This window comes from Paenibacillus sp. FSL K6-1217 (assembly GCF_045040735.1).
Lineage (GTDB): Bacteria > Bacillota > Bacilli > Paenibacillales > Paenibacillaceae > Paenibacillus_AQ.
On record NZ_CP150271.1, the window covers coordinates 5,505,848 to 5,521,359 of the forward strand.

Annotated in this window: 17 protein-coding genes; 12 read left to right on the forward strand and 5 right to left on the reverse strand. The window is 54.8% G+C overall.

Annotated elements, in window-relative coordinates; all coding sequences use genetic code 11:
* Window positions 1-6: 6 nt before the first annotated feature.
* Both MHH28_RS24340 and MHH28_RS24345 read right to left on the reverse strand, forming a co-directional pair.
* Window positions 7-450, reverse strand: coding sequence for an SMI1/KNR4 family protein (locus MHH28_RS24340; protein WP_405106303.1), 444 nt, complete (start codon window positions 448-450; stop codon window positions 7-9).
* 108 nt (window positions 451-558) lie between these two features.
* On the reverse strand, window positions 559-969 hold the full coding sequence (locus tag MHH28_RS24345; RefSeq protein ID WP_405106305.1) for a hypothetical protein: 411 nt from the start codon (window positions 967-969) through the stop codon (window positions 559-561).
* Window positions 970-1,208: 239 nt separating this feature from the next.
* Between MHH28_RS24345 and MHH28_RS24350 the strand changes: the two genes are divergently transcribed.
* The 9 genes from MHH28_RS24350 (at window position 1,209) to MHH28_RS24390 (ending at window position 9,943) form a co-directional block, all read left to right on the forward strand.
* Window positions 1,209-1,901, forward strand: coding sequence for a response regulator transcription factor (locus MHH28_RS24350; protein ID WP_405106307.1), 693 nt, complete (start codon window positions 1,209-1,211; stop codon window positions 1,899-1,901).
* Window positions 1,898-3,370: a sensor histidine kinase gene (locus MHH28_RS24355; protein ID WP_405106309.1), complete on the forward strand. Its 1,473-nt coding sequence runs from the start codon at window positions 1,898-1,900 to the stop codon at window positions 3,368-3,370. The genes MHH28_RS24350 and MHH28_RS24355 overlap by 4 nt, the downstream gene beginning before the upstream one ends.
* A 103-nt stretch (window positions 3,371-3,473) precedes the next feature.
* Window positions 3,474-4,598, forward strand: a complete 1,125-nt coding sequence (locus tag MHH28_RS24360; RefSeq protein WP_405106311.1) for a hypothetical protein — start codon at window positions 3,474-3,476, stop codon at window positions 4,596-4,598.
* A gap of 295 nt (window positions 4,599-4,893) precedes the next feature.
* On the forward strand, window positions 4,894-5,436 hold the full coding sequence (locus MHH28_RS24365) for a MarR family winged helix-turn-helix transcriptional regulator (RefSeq protein ID WP_405106313.1): 543 nt from the start codon (window positions 4,894-4,896) through the stop codon (window positions 5,434-5,436).
* Between the two features lie 47 nt (window positions 5,437-5,483).
* Window positions 5,484-6,938, forward strand: a complete 1,455-nt coding sequence (locus tag MHH28_RS24370) for an aryl-sulfate sulfotransferase (RefSeq protein WP_405106315.1) — start codon at window positions 5,484-5,486, stop codon at window positions 6,936-6,938.
* A 47-nt stretch (window positions 6,939-6,985) separates the two neighbouring features.
* Window positions 6,986-8,014, forward strand: a complete 1,029-nt coding sequence (locus MHH28_RS24375) for an ABC transporter substrate-binding protein (RefSeq protein WP_405106317.1) — start codon at window positions 6,986-6,988, stop codon at window positions 8,012-8,014.
* A gap of 22 nt (window positions 8,015-8,036) precedes the next feature.
* Entirely contained in the window at window positions 8,037-8,825 is a 789-nt protein-coding gene (locus MHH28_RS24380) for an ABC transporter ATP-binding protein (protein ID WP_405106319.1), read from the forward strand.
* Window positions 8,826-8,843: 18 nt separating this feature from the next.
* Window positions 8,844-9,620 (forward strand): ABC transporter permease, encoded by a 777-nt coding sequence (locus tag MHH28_RS24385; protein ID WP_405106321.1) that lies wholly within the window; start codon window positions 8,844-8,846, stop codon window positions 9,618-9,620.
* Between the two features lie 86 nt (window positions 9,621-9,706).
* A complete protein-coding gene (locus MHH28_RS24390) occupies window positions 9,707-9,943 on the forward strand; it encodes a DUF6953 family protein (RefSeq protein ID WP_036695574.1) in 237 nt (78 codons plus the stop codon).
* Between the two features lie 102 nt (window positions 9,944-10,045).
* Here MHH28_RS24390 and MHH28_RS24395 read toward each other — a convergent pair whose 3' ends face one another.
* From MHH28_RS24395 to MHH28_RS24405, 3 genes are read right to left on the reverse strand one after another with little or no spacing between them, the layout of a single operon-like run.
* Window positions 10,046-11,128 carry a mannose-1-phosphate guanylyltransferase gene (locus tag MHH28_RS24395; protein ID WP_405106323.1) on the reverse strand — a complete coding sequence of 361 codons (1,083 nt, stop codon included), beginning with the start codon at window positions 11,126-11,128 and terminating at the stop codon, window positions 10,046-10,048.
* Window positions 11,121-12,212: a glycosyltransferase gene (locus tag MHH28_RS24400; protein ID WP_405106325.1), complete on the reverse strand. Its 1,092-nt coding sequence runs from the start codon at window positions 12,210-12,212 to the stop codon at window positions 11,121-11,123. The genes MHH28_RS24395 and MHH28_RS24400 overlap by 8 nt, the downstream gene beginning before the upstream one ends.
* Window positions 12,213-12,226: 14 nt before the next feature.
* Complete coding sequence (locus tag MHH28_RS24405) at window positions 12,227-13,408, reverse strand: glycosyltransferase family 4 protein (protein WP_405106326.1); 1,182 nt, start codon at window positions 13,406-13,408, stop codon at window positions 12,227-12,229.
* 200 nt (window positions 13,409-13,608) lie between these two features.
* Here MHH28_RS24405 and MHH28_RS24410 point away from each other — a divergent pair, with 200 nt between their 5' ends.
* The 3 genes from MHH28_RS24410 to MHH28_RS24420 all read left to right on the forward strand — a co-directional run bounded on the left by MHH28_RS24410 (window position 13,609) and on the right by MHH28_RS24420 (window position 15,486).
* Window positions 13,609-13,905 (forward strand): helix-turn-helix domain-containing protein, encoded by a 297-nt coding sequence (locus MHH28_RS24410; RefSeq protein ID WP_405106328.1) that lies wholly within the window; start codon window positions 13,609-13,611, stop codon window positions 13,903-13,905.
* The gene (locus MHH28_RS24415; protein ID WP_405106330.1) at window positions 13,871-14,818 is read left to right on the forward strand and encodes a DUF1861 family protein; all 948 of its coding nucleotides are present in this window, start codon (window positions 13,871-13,873) and stop codon (window positions 14,816-14,818) included. Before MHH28_RS24410 ends, MHH28_RS24415 begins: the two co-directional genes overlap by 35 nt.
* 83 nt (window positions 14,819-14,901) lie before the next feature.
* On the forward strand, window positions 14,902-15,486 hold the full coding sequence (locus MHH28_RS24420) for a 50S ribosomal protein L25 (protein WP_405106332.1): 585 nt from the start codon (window positions 14,902-14,904) through the stop codon (window positions 15,484-15,486).
* The last annotated feature ends 26 nt before the right edge of the window (window positions 15,487-15,512 follow it).

Below are 15,512 nucleotides of genomic sequence, written 5' to 3' on the forward strand. Positions count from 1 at the left end.
AAGGAGCTACCACTCCATGAAGTTCTCTTCGATCAGCGCAGCGAACGAGTCCGCGACCACCTCATATTCTCCATTATCGTGATCGATGAGCAGCACACGGCCTTGCGGGTCAAGCAGAATCGGATTGCCTGAACCGTCCATAGAGAAAACAACACTTCGTGCGAGCAGCCCGCCCATAGGGGTGTCCTTGTAATCTTCGCGGAAGGACAACGTTAACTCAGTGACACTCTCCCGTCCGATGGAGGAGCCGTTGCTGAAGGCGTGTACGGAGAGTCCGGCATAGGCACCGCCAAAGCTTCGGATGAAACGAATATAGTCCTGATCCAGCGACAGACCCAGCAGCTCCTCTGCCTCAGCGATCTGTTCCTGCGTGGCCGGTGTGCCCAGCAAACTCTGATTCCCCTCTTTGGTTAAAAAAAGCTGCAAACGGTCCATTAGCGCATCATTCATAGCTATTCCTCCATTTCTAAGAATATCTATTCATCATAACAAGAGAGGCACTCGAGTCAATAGCCCGGGTGCCTCTCTTGTGGATATTCGCTGTGTCAGATGCTTCACTCACCCGAACGAAGTTTCGACACTCTGCGTCACAATCTCCCTAAGCTCGGCCTTCTGTGCGGTGAATTGCTGCGGGGTGATACTGCCGCTGGCCAGTCTGGCTTCCAGCTGCTGGGTCAGCTGTCTGACTTGCAGGTTAATAACCTGATTAATGTTGCCGCCGTGCTCTTCTGCGATGTTGCGCAGGGATTTGCCTTCATACAAGGCATCGTAAAGCTCCTCGTCGGAGGCCGGGTTCAGGTTCAGGGTATCCAGCAGCTCATCGGTATCGGCCACATCAGAGGTGGACCACTTCGCTACCGGAAGGGTATGTAAGGCCGGCTTGCCCCAGGTCGTCCCTCCGAACGACATGGCTACGATCATTGTTCCAACAATCATTACGCGCTTAATATTCATATGCTGTATATTCATGTGTATAATCCTCTTTTCGTGGTTGGTTATATCGGTCAAGGTTCGTCATGTACGGCGGCTTGTGAACTTCAGCTAAGTACATTTTACCCAACAATACTGAAATGAAGCTTAAGTCTTCTTAAAGATAACCTAAATCTTTACTTCCAGCTGCCGGTTCCTTGCTCCCGCTTCTTCTTCTGCGTTATTCTTGAAGGGCATGACCCGAACCGAACAAGCGCGAGTGGAAGGATGAACCGTCTATGAAAAAAATACTGGTCGTCGATGACGAACCGGCCATTGTAAGTGCGATTGCCTACGCGCTGCGGCGGGAAGGCTATGAGGTCGATACTGCCGGTGACGGGGAGGAAGCACTGAGCAAGGCGAATACCTTCCGTCCGAATGTGCTGGTGCTGGATGTGATGATGCCGAAGCTGAGCGGTTATGATGTCTGCCGCAAGTTGGAGGACCGGGATGATATTGGAATCATCCTGCTCACTGTCAAGAATGATATTGTCGATAAAATTGTCGGTCTGGAGCTGGGTGCAGACGATTATATGACTAAGCCGTTCGAGATCCGCGAGCTGCTGGCCCGGGTGAAGGCGCTGCTGCGGCGGCTGGAGAAGAATACGGCGGAGATCCGCAGTGAGCTGATCGAATACGGCCTCTTACAGGTTCACCCGGACCGGCGCAGCGCCGAGCTTGGCGGGGAGCCGCTGGAGCTGACCCCGAAGGAATTCGATCTGTTGCATCTGCTGCTCTCGCACCCGCAGCGGGTGTATATGCGCGAGGAGCTGCTGGAGCAGGTCTGGGATATGGACTATGCCGGGGGAACGCGCACCGTAGATATTCATATCCAGCGGCTGCGCAAAAAGCTGGGTGAGCCCTACCAGAATATCCTGCAAACCGTCTACGGCGTAGGCTATAAGGCAGTGCCTGCGGGGAGCTACCCATGAGAATCAGCATTAAGCTGAAGTTCAGCCTGTTCCTGGCGGCGCTGCTGATTCTGGCCGTCGGCGTGCTGAGCTACTTCGTCCTGCGCGGCGTTGAACGCAACGAGCAGGGGCAGACGGAGCACAATCTGGCCCAGCATGTCAACACGGTCAATCTGCGCGTGAAGCAGACGTACTATACCGGTGCGCGGCTTGCGCCGGAGGCCTTCATGCAGCAGCGGGGCAAGGCGCTGGCTGCCGAGCTGGCCGGCTTCACCGGCCTGGAGGTGACCCTGTACGACAGCCAGGGTCAGCAGGCAGGCACCTCGGCCCAAGACGGGCCGGGACCGGGTCCGGGTAAGCCGGATCTCAGCGCGGCGCTGGGCTACGCGCTGAACAACAAGGTCGCCTACCAGAAGGAAGGCGGCAGGCTGTTCTACCTGGCCCCGCTGCAGGGGCCGGAGGGGCAGATGGGCGTGGTGCAGCTGCAATACTCCCTGGAGGGCGCACGCAGCTTCCAGCAGACGCTGCTGAATCTGTTCCTGACCACAGGCGGGGCGGTGCTGGTGTTCAGCTTCATCCTGGGGTATCTGTATTTCAACCGTGCGGCCGCCGCGATCGGGCGGCTGAAGAAGGCGGCGGAGGATATCCGCCGGGCCGATTATATCGCGGCTCCGCCGGTGAAGCGCAAGGATGAGCTGGGGGAGCTGGCCGAGGGCATCTATTTCATGAGCCGGGAGATTAAGAGCAGCATTGCCGCCAAGGATGAAGAACGGCGCAAGCTGCAGCTTGCCGTAGAGAAGCTTCAGGCGCTGGAGCAGCAGCAGAAGCAGTACATCGGGAACATCAGCCATGAATTCAAGACGCCGCTGACCTCGATCAAAGCGTATGTCGATCTGTTGAATATGTATGACGATGACCCTAAGCTGCTGCACGATGCCAAGCTGAATATCGCCAAGGAAACAGAGCGGCTGTACGAGATGGTGGAGAAGGTGCTGCAATTGACGGCGCTGGAGAAGTATGATTTCGAATCCCAGGCTGAGCTGCTGGAGATTGAGAGTACCCTCAGCGATATCTGCGGCCGGATGAAGGGCAAGGCGGAGCGCTACGGCCTTACCGTTACGCTTGACGTCAAGCCGGCGCATATCTGGATCGACCGGGAGAGCTTCATGCATATCTTCATCAATCTGCTGGACAATGCGATCAAATATAATGTTCCGCAGGGGGATATTCGTCTGCACAGCGAGGTCAGGGAGCAGCGGGTCTGGATTACGGTGCAGGATTCAGGCATCGGCATCCCCGAGGCGTCGCGGGACAAGATCTTCGAGCCGTTCTATACGGTCAACCGTGACCGTTCAAGAGCCTCAGGCGGCACGGGGCTTGGACTCTCGCTGGTCCGTAATCTGGTGGAGAAGCAGGGTGGCACTATTGCCTTGCTGGAAGCCCCCGGCGGGGGGGCGGCGTTTGAGCTGTCTTTTCCGCTGCTGTCCTGAAGGGATGAAGTTTACAACTTGGATACAATTCATATGCGGTTTGGAAATAAGCGTCCGGTATGCTGGAGAGGCAACATGAGTCATGAGCTGGAGGGAAGTCTGAATGAAACATGAGAGCCATAGAACCGCCTGGGGCAAGACATGGAGCATTCTGCTCTGCGGAGCTGTGCTGCTGTCGGTCACTGCCTGTAGTGCAGAGAACGCAGAGACGCGGGAGGTTGTAGAGAAGGCAGGCCGCACAATTACAGTCCTCGACAATACCAGCGAATCGGTCTACACGAAGCTGCAGCTTGCGGGCATACAGAAGGTGGAGGGTGTGCGGGGAACGGATTTTGCCAGCGAGGATGTGATGGCAGTAACCAAGGAGAACCGCAGTCTTCCCGCGCAGGTCATCGAAGGACAGGAACGGTATCCGCTGAATCTCTATCTGCATACCCTCTCCACAGGGGAGGAGACTCCGCTGCAGGCGGGAGAACTGAATTATGGCGCGCCGCAGCTATCTCCGGACAAGACGCATGTATTCTTCAAGGAGCTGTATGACGTCACAGGCTTAGGTTATATTATGGATCTGGCCGGCGGCGCTCCGGTGAAGGTAAGCGATGCGGAGTTTCGGATAGAGGAAGGGAAATGGGCGGATAACGCGCATGTGATTTTTCCCGATATGGAGGGCAATATTCTAAGCGCAGATGTGAGCGGCAAGCGGGAGACGATCCTGAAGACGGGCATTCCTTATGTGCATGAGGTGGTTCAGACTGGCAGCCGGATTCTCTACGTTACAGGTGAAGACAGCCAGCTTAGCGCTTATGACACAGTGACGAAGCAGACCAAGCTGCTGCGTAAAAATGTGATCTGGGCGGTTCCGTCCCCGGACGGCAGCCGGCTGGCGATTGTCGAGCGTACCGGACGCGGCGAGATGACTCTGAAGCTCTGTGACAGCGAGGGCAATGAACAGTCGGAGTTAACTTCGGGACAGCAGATCTTCGGCACCAGCTGGTCGCCGGACGGCAAGCTGCTGGCTTATGCAGTCACGGCGGCCGGTTCAACGGATGACCAGCAGGATTTGTTCATTACTGAGGTGGAGACCGGAGAGCAGACGCCTGTGCTGAATGATTTTCATCTGGCTGACCCGCTCCACTGGAGCCCCTCCGGCAAGAAGCTGCTGGCCACAGCTACGGTGCTGAAGGACAATATCTATCATTTCCTGACCTACGTGGTCAGCCTGTCGTAACGCTTTTATGCGCCAAAAGCAAAAGGCTGCCCGGGATCAGCCGCATGGTGACTACCCGGACAGCCTTGCTTTTTAGTTGAATTTATAATTCATACTTGACAGGTTGGTTTAAGGGGGTATATGATAACAGCAATCATTCACCGCTAATTAAATGAACAGTGAAAGAATCGTTGTGAACATCATACCTGAGATTTGAGCTGATTGGACCACCAAAGGCTCCCGCTACAGTTCCCGAACAGGGAATGGACCGGGGGCCTATTTGCGTCCCGTGGATGAATAGCAGAGGAGAGAGGGCATGGAGAATAGACAGTGGGAGCGGCTGGAGCAGACGGATCATCTGTTCCGTAAGCTGGTACGCAGGTTCGTCAAGGAACGTGACCGGGTAAGCGTGGAGGGGGTGGCCTTGCCGGGAATGCTGATTCTGCACACAATCATCCGCGACGGGGAGCAGCGTCTGGGCGATCTGGCGGAGCAGCTTGATTTCACCTCAGGCGCCATAACCGCGCTGAGTGACAAGCTGGAGGCAGGCGGATATACGGTACGCAGACGTAAGGAGGATGACCGCCGGACTGTGCTGCTGGATATTACAGCCCGCGGCCGGGAGATGGCGGAGCGCAACGGAAACATCGGTGCCAGGTGTATTATGCTTCTGTTCGAGGGCTTCACGGAGGAGGAGCTGGAGCAGCAGAGCCGGTTCTATCAGCGGATGATCGGGAATCTGGAAGGGTTCTCGGAGACGCTGCTGGAGCTGGCACAGCAGAATGCGGCCATCCCCGTTCCCGCCAAGCCTGAACAGAAGCCGCGCCCAGGCACGAAGAGTAATTATCTCAGCTATTGAGAAATGAAGAGAATACCAACCCAACCCAAAGATGAGGAGAGATGAGCATGGGACATTCCACAATATATCCGACAGGGGCAACCGTATATAACCCGGCCAAGGCATGGAGCGGCTACACGGTATTTCAGGCAGGCGATGAGGGCGTAGTACTGATCGACATGAGCGGCAAGGAGGTACACCTCTGGCAAGGGCTAATCGGTTTCCCGGCCAAAATCCTTCCCGGCGGCTATGCCCTGGGCAGCACAGGCAGAAGAGATCCCAAATTTGGCATTCAGGATAATGTCGATCTGGTGCAGGTGGATTGGGACGGCAACGTGGTCTGGAGATACAACAGCTATGAGCAGATCGAGGACCCTGGGGCTGAGCCGCTGTGGTATGCCCGCCAGCACCATGATTACCAGCGGGAAGGCAATCCTGCCGGATACTATGCTCCCGGGCTTGAGCCTTCAGTTAACAGCGGGAAAACGTTAATCCTGGCGCATAAAAATCTGCATAATCCCGAGATTTCAGACAAGGAGCTGCTGGATGACACGATTATTGAAGTGGACTGGGAAGGCAATATCCTCTGGGAGTGGGCAGCCAGCGATCATTTCGCGGAGCTGGGATTCGACCAGGCGGCGCGCAATGTCCTGTTCCGCGATCCCAACACCCGCTCCTTCGGCGATCTGGGCGGAGGCGTAGGCGACTGGCTGCATATTAACTCTGCGTCTTATGTGGGGCCGAACCGGTTCTATGATCAAGGAGACGAGCGCTTTCACCCGGACAACATTATCTGGGATGCCCGTGAGGCGAATATTATCGCCATCACCGACAAGCGCAGCGGGGCTATCGTCTGGCGGCTGGGACCGGATTATTCCCTGCCTGAAGTGAAGCATATCGGCTGGATTATCGGCCAGCATCACGCCCACATCATTCCTAAGGGGCTGCCGGGAGAAGGTAATCTGCTTGTATTCGATAACGGCGGCTGGGGCGGCTACGGTCTGCCGAATCCGGCATCGCCGTTCGGTCAGAAGAACGCGCTGCGTGATCACTCACGCGTACTGGAGATTAACCCGGTGACGCTGGAGATTGAATGGCAGTATACTTCGGCGGAGGCCGGATTCTCCATTCCGACGGATTCCTATAAGTTCTACAGCCCGTATATCAGCTCGGCGCAGCGGCTAGCGAACGGCAACACGCTGATTACCGAAGGCTCCAACGGACGGCTGTTCGAGGTGACGGCAGCGCATGAGCTGGTCTGGGAGTATATCTCCCCGTATACAGACCGCCGCAATACGAATATGGTCTATCGTTCCTACCGGGTGCCTTATGCCTGGGTGCCGCAGCTTGCGGAGCCGCAGGAGATTGCGATTGAGCCGCTAGATGTGTCCAGCTTCAGAGTGCCGGGAGCCGCGCCGAAGGGATCGGATTCGGTTGTACAGGTAGCGACGACGCTTCCTTTTACAGAGGGGGCAGCCTGTGTAGCCACTACGGATGAAGGCAGCGTCCGGCGGGCCAGGTAGAGAGGCAGGCAGGCTTCAGAAATTCATAGACGAAGAGGTGCGTTCTTGTGACAAAATCATGGTACAGCTCAGCGATCCTGCTCTTATCCTTATTTTTCGTACTGGTGCTCTCCGGCTGCAGCTCCAAGGGAGATGCGGCAGCTTCTGCGGGAGAGGGCAGCGGTACACCGGAAGCCTTGAAGATCAGGATTGCCGATATCAACACGAATCCGACCTTTCGGGCAGCCCTTAAGCAAGGCATCTTCGAAAGCCACGGCATCGATGTGGAGATCATCAACTTCGGGACGCCGGCGGAGGGAGTGAATGCGCTGTTCATCAAGCAGGTGGATGTGGCCTTCGGCGCGGACTTTCCGGTACTGAATGCCGTTGCCAAGGGCGACTATTCGATCATTGCTTCCGCCGGTCAGGCTACGGATCAGGCAGCGGCAGTATGGAAGCTGTACGTCAGAGACGACATTCAGTCTGCTGCTGACTTGAAGGGCAAGAATCTGAGCTTCCTGCGCGGGACGTTCCTGCCGTATCTGTGGGACGAATACCTGAAGGAGCAGGGCATCGCGCTGAGCGATGTGAAGCTTACCGGACAGGGGGCGTTCGACGAATCCTTCATCGCCCTGAAGCAGGGGGATATCGATGCCGCCTGGTTCAGCGGTTCAGCGCTGACTGATAAGCTAACCGCGCTTGAGGGCGTTCATGAGCTGACTGATATGTCGAAGACTCCGGTGCGGCTGGGGATGGGAATCGTAGCCGCGGATGCTTTTGTAGAAGCGCATTCCGATGGCATTGGAGCCTTCCTGGCGGCAGTGGATGAAGCCTCGGTGTACGTACAGGAGCATCCCGAGGAAGTGGCGGAGCTGATGTTCCAGGAAGTGAAGCAGCCGAAGGAAGCAACGCTGAAGGATCTGCCGGCGAATCCGTGGAAAGTGGGCTTCACCCAGGCTGCGTATGACAGTCTCGCTGGGCAAAAGAAATATATGGTGGATACAGGGATTATCACGCAGGATTTTGACCTTGGCAGCAAGCTTAAGCTGGAGGCGCTGAAGCAGGTGCTGCCGGATAAAGTGACCTACCCGAAATAAATGAAACCAAAGGAGGTGCCCCATGTCTTTATCTGCTAAACCAGCGGCAAGGCAGCATGCCATTCATATCGAGCAGCTGCGCAAGAGCTACAGCGAACCGGCAGCCGGGGATGTTCACTACATTATTAAGGATGTAGATCTGGTGATCAAGGGCGGGGAATTCTTCGTGCTGCTCGGCCCAAGCGGCTGCGGCAAATCCACGCTGCTGAATATGATTGCCGGGTTCGTCTCCAAGTCGGGCGGACATTTGCGGGTAGACAATATCGAGGTGGATAAGCCGGGCCGGGACCGGGCGGTGGTGTTCCAGCAGGCCGATTCGTCCCTGTTCCCCTGGCTGACGGTGCGGGAGAATGTAGAGTTCGGACTGCGGATGAAGAAGGTGGCCAAGGCAGAGCGCCGGAGCTTATCCGAACGGTATATCAAGCTTGTCGGGCTGAACGGCCATGAGGACAAATTCCCGAAGGCGCTATCGGGCGGGATGAAGCAGCGGGTACAGCTGGCCCGGGTGCTGGCGAATGATCCGGCAATATTACTGATGGATGAGCCGTTTGGCGCGCTGGATGCCATGACCCGGCGGACGATGCAGAAGGAACTGGTCCAGATCTGGCGGGAGACGCATAAGACGGTGATCTTCGTGACCCATGATATTCAGGAAGCACTGCTGCTGGGGGAGCGCATCGGCATTATGTCGGTAGGGCCCTCCTCCAATATTACAGACATATACGACAATACGCTGCCCTTCCCCCGGGAGGTGGCTTCACCTGAATTCTACGCGCTGTATAGCCGGATTCAGAGCCATTTTGAAGAATAGGACGGGAGGTGACACCTGATGAGATGGGTGGAAAAGAAATGGGTATCCGTATCCCTGTTATGGCTTGCCGTACTGCTTCTGTGGCAGCTTGGCGCCTGGATGTATGGTCCGGATGTCATTCCCGGGCCGTGGGCCACGGTCCGGGGCGGGCGGGAGCTGGTGGAGGACGGGACGCTGATGCAATACATCGGAGTCAGCTTGTACCGCGTGCTGATCGGCTGGGTGCTCGGCAGTCTGCTGGCTATTCCGGCAGGACTGATCACCGGCAAGGTGAATGTAGTCCGCCTGTTCGCCGAGCCGTTCCTGAATTTCATCCGCTTCATTCCGCCGATTGCCTTCATTACACTCTTCCTGGTCTGGTTCGGCATCGGGGAGCAGTCGAAGATCGCGCTGATTATGTACGCCACCTTCTTCATTGTGGTGTTGAACACCCTGACCGGGGTCATGTCGGTGGAGGAGGACAAGATCCGCTCCGCACGCAGCATGGGGGCCAGTGAGTGGCAGATTCTGCTGCATGTCATTGTGCCTTCGACTATTCCGTATATTTTCACCGGTGTACGGCTGGCAATGGGCACCTCCTATATGGCGATAATCGGGGCGGAGATGATTGCCTCGAACGAAGGGGTAGGCTATCTGATCTGGAATTCGCGGCTGTTCTTCCGTACCGATTGGATCTTCGTGGGGCTGATTAGCCTAGGCTTCATGGGCTTCTTCACAGACCGGGCCTTCGGCTGGTTCGGCCGGAAGGTGCTCTACCGCTATGGCGTGGTCAGCGTGGCTGCGCACAGAAGATAAAGGTACAGATCGGATAGAAGCAGCGGGTTTCGTGGTATAATGGGGGAATCTGCAAGCAGGATGAACAGGAAGGAGCAGTACCCCCAATGGAAGTAACCGCACAGGAAGTAGCGGAGTGGATGGTGAAGGAAATCAAGTTCACAGGGACGTTATACCAGACCGCTGCGACCCAATATGTGAAGGCAAACTTTGGTGAACAGTTTGTATTCGTGAATGAGAACGGCAATGCCTCATTATCCAAGGAAGTGAAAAAGGCATTCCGCAAGCTGCATGGCGGCAGAATCGCCTGGGACCGCGACGGGTTCCTGTGGGCCTGGACTTAAGGCTGAGTGGGCAGAGGAACAACCGCAAGAACATAATAAAGGGAGCGTTGCTTGTTCAGCAGCGCTCCCTTTTGTATGCAAATAGGGCTTACGTAACATCACTCATACATATTCCAGCATGCCCTTGTCCTTGAGCAGATCCACAATGTCTTTGACCGACTGCGCTTTATCCTTGGGACAGATCATGACGGCATCCCCGGTGTCCGCGATGATATAGCCGTCTACGCCGATGGTGGTGATCAGCCGCCCGTTGCCATAAATGATGGAATTGCGGGTGTCGATGCCGACATGATTAGCCTTGATAATGTTGCCTTCATCATCAGGCGGGAAGATGGCACCGAGTGCGTCCCAGCTGCCGATATCATTCCAGCCGAACTGGCCGGACAGGACCACTACTTCATCGGAACGTTCGAGTATGCCGTAGTCAATCGAAATATTCTGCAGCAGCGGGTAGATCCGGTTAATCGTCTCCTGCTCCTGAGCGGTACCGAGCGCTTCACTGATCGGCAGCATCGTATTATACAACCGCGGAAGATAACGCTTGAAATTATCGAGAATGACCGAAGTTTTCCAGATGAAGATCCCGCTGTTCCAGAGATAATTGCCTGAGGCCAGATACCCCTGGGCCTTCTTGAAATCCGGTTTTTCCACGAATTCAGCTACATCATATACGGCAACCGGCTTGACTGCGATCGGCTCTTTGTCGTAAGCAATGTAGCCGTAGCCGGTGGACGGGAATGTCGGTTTGATTCCTATCGTGACAATGGAATCACTCTCCATTGCGACGGTGCAGGCTTCGTCCAGCGTAAGCCGGAACTGCGGCTCATCGGTAATGTAGTGATCGGAAGGCAGGACAACCATTAAGGAATCCCCTTCACTCATCTGCTGGATGGAGAAGGCGGCAAACAGGATACTTGCTGAAGTATTCCGGGCCACAGGCTCGATCAGAATATTGCTCTTCTGCACACTGCTGTGCATGATGCTCTCCAGCAGGACCGCCTGGGTGCGGTTCGTTACAATAACGGTATTCTCCTGCGGGATGATGCCCTTGAAGCGTTCAATTGTATCGTTCAGCATAATATCGTTGCCGCTGATGTTCAGCAGCTGCTTGGGAATCTCCTGTCTGGACAATGGCCAGAAGCGGGTACCGCCTCCGCCTGCGAGGATCGTTGCATATTTATCCATGGTGAGTCACCAGATGGGCAATCGTGAAGGAGATGATGCTCTCCGACCCCTGATTGAGGTTCAGCCCCGAGCTGTGAATCCCGTCGTAGCAAGCCCCGGTCTGGGGATCAATCAGGGAGAGCTGCAAGGAATTATGTCCCGTGTACCAGGCGTAGCATAATTCAGCCTGCTTCAGATAAGCCGGCTCCTGCAGCACTGCGGCAGCCTCCCGGCAGGCGAGCAGCATCTCGCAGGCTTCAATCGGCTGTTCGTCATAGAGAGCAGGCTTGCCGCCGCGCAGCAGCCAGCCATGGCTGCCGATGGGCCGATAATAGTCCTCCGGTGCGAAGGTCATGGAGATCAGGAAATCCAGACTTTCTGTGGCTGTTACACGAAGCTCAGGATTGCCGGAGAGCGCGGCAGCCTTAAGCAGCGCCCAGGGCAGCATCGAATTTCCGTAGGTCAGGCTGTTTTCGTACCAGTTCCAGCCCTCGCCTTTGGTATGGTTGTACTGGTCATTCAGCCGGACAGCGACAGATTCTATAAGCTCTCTAATGTAGGCTTCAGGAAGGAAGGCCCGTTCCTCTTCCGTGCTTGGTATATGCGGATAAGGGAAGGAATAGATGAGTGCTCCGGGAGTCTCAAGCAAATAGCTGAGGCCGATAACAGCATAGCCTAAGGCCCGTGGAGAACGCAGGCCTGCGATATGCGGCAGCGCCTGATTGATTAGATACCGGCAGGTGTTCAGCAGATTATCCGGCAGAATGGAGGAGTGGGAGAGTACGAACCCCAGCGCCCAGAGTGTACGTCCCTGGCAATCCTCGGAGCCGCGCTCCTCCAGGAAGGACCGGCTGTAGTCCATGAAGTTCCGGAAGTTGCCCTCTTCATTCTGTGCATGATGGACGAACGAGAGGTACGTATGAATTAGATCGAGTGAAGCAGTGTCCTGATTCTTTCGGTACATCAGCACGGCTGCGATTAATGCCCGCGCATTGTCATCGGTCGTGTAGCCCTTGGCACGGTCGGGAACCCCAAATTTCGTATGCTGGAAAATGCCCGTGTCATCGGTTATTTGGTGCAGATAGCCGGGTATGAACTGTAACACCGCAGGAGCCTGCATCAGATCACGCTCCGGTCAGCCGGTGTGGCAAGGCCAATAAGTTCCTCAAAGATGACGGCATAGGTCTTCGCAACCTCACTCCACATCATTGTACTGCCGAGCGCCTGTGTGCGCTGTTCCATATCCCGGACTTTGGCCGGATTATCCAGCAGCTCCAGAATACTGGCTTCCAGGGAAGCTGAATCGCGGAATTCCGCCAGCAGGCCGCGGCCTCCGGCAAGCATCTCCTCGGCATAGCGGTAAGGAGTGGAGATAATCACTCTGCCATAGCCGACTCCATAAGCGAGCGTTCCGCTGACGGCCTGTTCCTTGCCCAGATAAGGGGTCATATAAATATCCGACATCACCAGGGACTCGATGACCTCTTCCTGGGTCAGCAGCTTGTCGACGAACAGCACATTATGGATTAGGTCTAATTCATGCACCAGATCGGTCAGCTTGCGGCGGTAGACTTCACCGATCTCCTGTTTGACAACCGGATGCGTCTTGCCCCAGATGATATAGAGTGCGTCCGGATGCTGCTTCACTACTCCGCTCATAGCCTGAATCGCATATTCAATGCCCTTGCCGGGGCTCAGGAAGCCGAAGGTTGAGAGAATTTTGCGTTCGCCGAACTTGTACTGAAGCTTCAGCTCTGCACGGGTAGAGGTCTGGACAAAAGGAACGCCGTGGTGAATGAACGCAATTTTGGCGGCATTAATATGATAGACAGTGATCAGATCATCTACCGTAGACTGGGCCATCGTAACTACCTTGACGCTGCCTTTGGCGAGCCGGGTGATGATCTCATGCTGCTTCGGAGTAGGCTTGGTCAATACCGTATGAAAGATCACCACATATGGAACCTGAAGCGCCTCCGTGAATTGCAGCAGATATTCGCCGCTCTCCCCGCCGTAGATGCCGAATTCATGCTGAATGACTAGCAGATCGGTGTCCGACTGGTTGATGTCCCTGGCTGAATCTATATAATCGGATAGCTGATGTTGGTTAATTTCCCGCATGACCTGATCCGTATAACGGTAATCTCCGTTGTTGTTCATGGCGATGATCCGCGGTTTGTTGAAGCCCTGAAGCTTCGTGAACTCATCCAGCAGATCCTGGGTGAAGGTAGCAATTCCGCATTCTCTAGGCAGGCTGGTGGACAGGAAAACAATGTTTTTATTGCGGTTGCTGTGGTTCATAATAGAAAGCCTCCCTATGATTATCGAACTTTTGGGGACAAAAAAAGAAAATAAAGAGGACTTTATTTTCCGGGAATGAGTGGTATAAAATTTGGTTTCTGCAAATTATTTCCTGTTGCCACTATAACATGACCATTTAATCTTGTCAATTTATTGACTCTCTTGAAATCACCGGATATAGTGATGTAGGAGGTGTATGGATGCCAGTCATACGCAGTAAACTGAGTGAGGTTATGGAGAAGCATGACCCGAAATTATCGATTCGCAAGCTAGCGAAGGACATTAATTACCATTTCGATTCCGTCAGGCGGATGTACAAAGACGAGATGGTGCAGTACCCCCGGGATCTGCTGCTGAAGCTGTGTACGTATTTCAATATTCAGCCTGGAGAACTGATCCGGATGGAATCCGATGAGAACGATTGGGCCATAGATAAGGCAAATGAATATGAGGAGGAAGGCAATGACAAGGAGCCCGGCGAAGACAGCAACCTGTAATGAACTGCTGGATACCTTTTATGCCAATCTCCGTACCGTGCACGTGGAGAAGCTTGTCTTCTCCGGTGTGGGCGGGCGTGATGTCTACAATATAACGGCTCCGTTTCTGCATGACGGGGAGGAAGTAATCTTGGGAAGAGTTGAGGAACGGGATAGCGAGTTCTCTCAAGTCTTCTTTTTTACATCCGGCGGAGATAGTGTATGGGTTCCCCGTGCGCATACCCATACCTATAATCTGCAGGACCCGTGCGTAACCCGCGTTAAGGGAGAACTGATTGTCGGCGGAGTTGAAGTGATTACGGCCGGGGATAATCCGCAAAAAATAGTCTCCTGGGTTACCCAGTTCTACCGGGGATACCGGATCGACTCGCTGCATCACTTCTCCTCCGGTCCGGCCATGATGAAGGATATCCGGCTGATTGAGCTTCAGGATGGCAGAATAGGCGTACTTACCAGGCCCCAGGGAGAGCGGGGAGGCAGAGGGCAGATCGGCTTCACCGTGATTGATTCCCTGGAGGAGCTGCATGAACAGACTTTGCTTGCGGCGGAGATTCTGCAGCATCAGTTCGTGCCGGAAGAGTGGGGCGGAGCCAATGAGGCCCATCTGCTGAGCAATGGCCATATAGGTGTGCTGGGGCATATTGCCTGTTTTGGCCGTTCCGGGCAGAAACACTACTATGCCATGGTGTTCTCGCTTAATCCGGGCACCTTCGAGACAACTCCGGTCAAAATCATCGCGGCCCGCAGCGATTTCCCTATCGGTCCGGGTAAACGTCCTGATCTGCAGGATGTCATCTTCAGCGGCGGATTGGTACGCGGAGCGGACGGCCGGGCGGTATTGTCTGTAGGCGTCAGCGATGCGGAGGCCTACAGAATCGAGATCCCCGATCCTTTTGCCGAATATGAAGTCTGATTGCTGCGGTTTGACTAGATTCTATGGTCATGCTACACTTGAGGTGACAAGAATTTATGGTCGAAGAGAGCGGGAACCAAGCAATGAGTAAATTTATTCAACTAAGCAATCGTACGTCTGACATGAAGTCCAACCTGAATGTGGCAAGAAAGCAGGGCCGCATCCCGGCTGTACTGTACGGAATTGGTAAAGATACTCTTAGTCTTGAAGTGAACGAGAAGGAACTGATGGAAGTGCTGAGAACGAATCCGCGGGCGATCCTGCAAGGGAAATTAACCGACGGCACAACCGTTCCGGTAGTGGTTCAGAACATCCAGAAGCAATCCATGTCCGGTAAAGTGCTGCATATTGATTTCCAGCATGTGAACATGAGCATCAGCATGGACAGCAAGGTGACCATTCATTTTGCAGGCGAAGCTGTTGGCGTCAAAGAAGGCGGCGTATTACAGGTGGAAATCTATGAAGTCGAAGTCCGCTGTATGCCGGGCAATCTGCCTACTTCCATGGAAGTGGATATCAGCAGCCTTGCCATCGGTGACCAATTGCTGGTGTCGGATCTGATTTTCCAGGATGGCATTGAAGTGCTGACCGATCCAAGCACTGTCATGATTCAGATCAAGACGGTCCATGAAGAAGAAGCTGCGGAACCGGAAGTCACTCCGGCTTAAATGCAGATTAACGAATAATAGCCCCT

Coding starts and splice junctions, on each gene's coding strand:
- MHH28_RS24340 (WP_405106303.1), bottom strand. CDS start 450: ATGAATGATGCGCTAATGGACCGTTTGCAGCTTTTTTTAACCAAAGAG.
- MHH28_RS24345 (WP_405106305.1), bottom strand. CDS start 969: ATGAATATACAGCATATGAATATTAAGCGCGTAATGATTGTTGGAACA.
- MHH28_RS24350 (WP_405106307.1), top strand. CDS start 1,209: ATGAAAAAAATACTGGTCGTCGATGACGAACCGGCCATTGTAAGTGCG.
- MHH28_RS24355 (WP_405106309.1), top strand. CDS start 1,898: ATGAGAATCAGCATTAAGCTGAAGTTCAGCCTGTTCCTGGCGGCGCTG.
- MHH28_RS24360 (WP_405106311.1), top strand. CDS start 3,474: ATGAAACATGAGAGCCATAGAACCGCCTGGGGCAAGACATGGAGCATT.
- MHH28_RS24365 (WP_405106313.1), top strand. CDS start 4,894: ATGGAGAATAGACAGTGGGAGCGGCTGGAGCAGACGGATCATCTGTTC.
- MHH28_RS24370 (WP_405106315.1), top strand. CDS start 5,484: ATGGGACATTCCACAATATATCCGACAGGGGCAACCGTATATAACCCG.
- MHH28_RS24380 (WP_405106319.1), top strand. CDS start 8,037: ATGTCTTTATCTGCTAAACCAGCGGCAAGGCAGCATGCCATTCATATC.
- MHH28_RS24385 (WP_405106321.1), top strand. CDS start 8,844: ATGAGATGGGTGGAAAAGAAATGGGTATCCGTATCCCTGTTATGGCTT.
- MHH28_RS24390 (WP_036695574.1), top strand. CDS start 9,707: ATGGAAGTAACCGCACAGGAAGTAGCGGAGTGGATGGTGAAGGAAATC.
- MHH28_RS24395 (WP_405106323.1), bottom strand. CDS start 11,128: ATGGATAAATATGCAACGATCCTCGCAGGCGGAGGCGGTACCCGCTTC.
- MHH28_RS24405 (WP_405106326.1), bottom strand. CDS start 13,408: ATGAACCACAGCAACCGCAATAAAAACATTGTTTTCCTGTCCACCAGC.
- MHH28_RS24410 (WP_405106328.1), top strand. CDS start 13,609: ATGCCAGTCATACGCAGTAAACTGAGTGAGGTTATGGAGAAGCATGAC.
- MHH28_RS24415 (WP_405106330.1), top strand. CDS start 13,871: ATGACAAGGAGCCCGGCGAAGACAGCAACCTGTAATGAACTGCTGGAT.
- MHH28_RS24420 (WP_405106332.1), top strand. CDS start 14,902: ATGAGTAAATTTATTCAACTAAGCAATCGTACGTCTGACATGAAGTCC.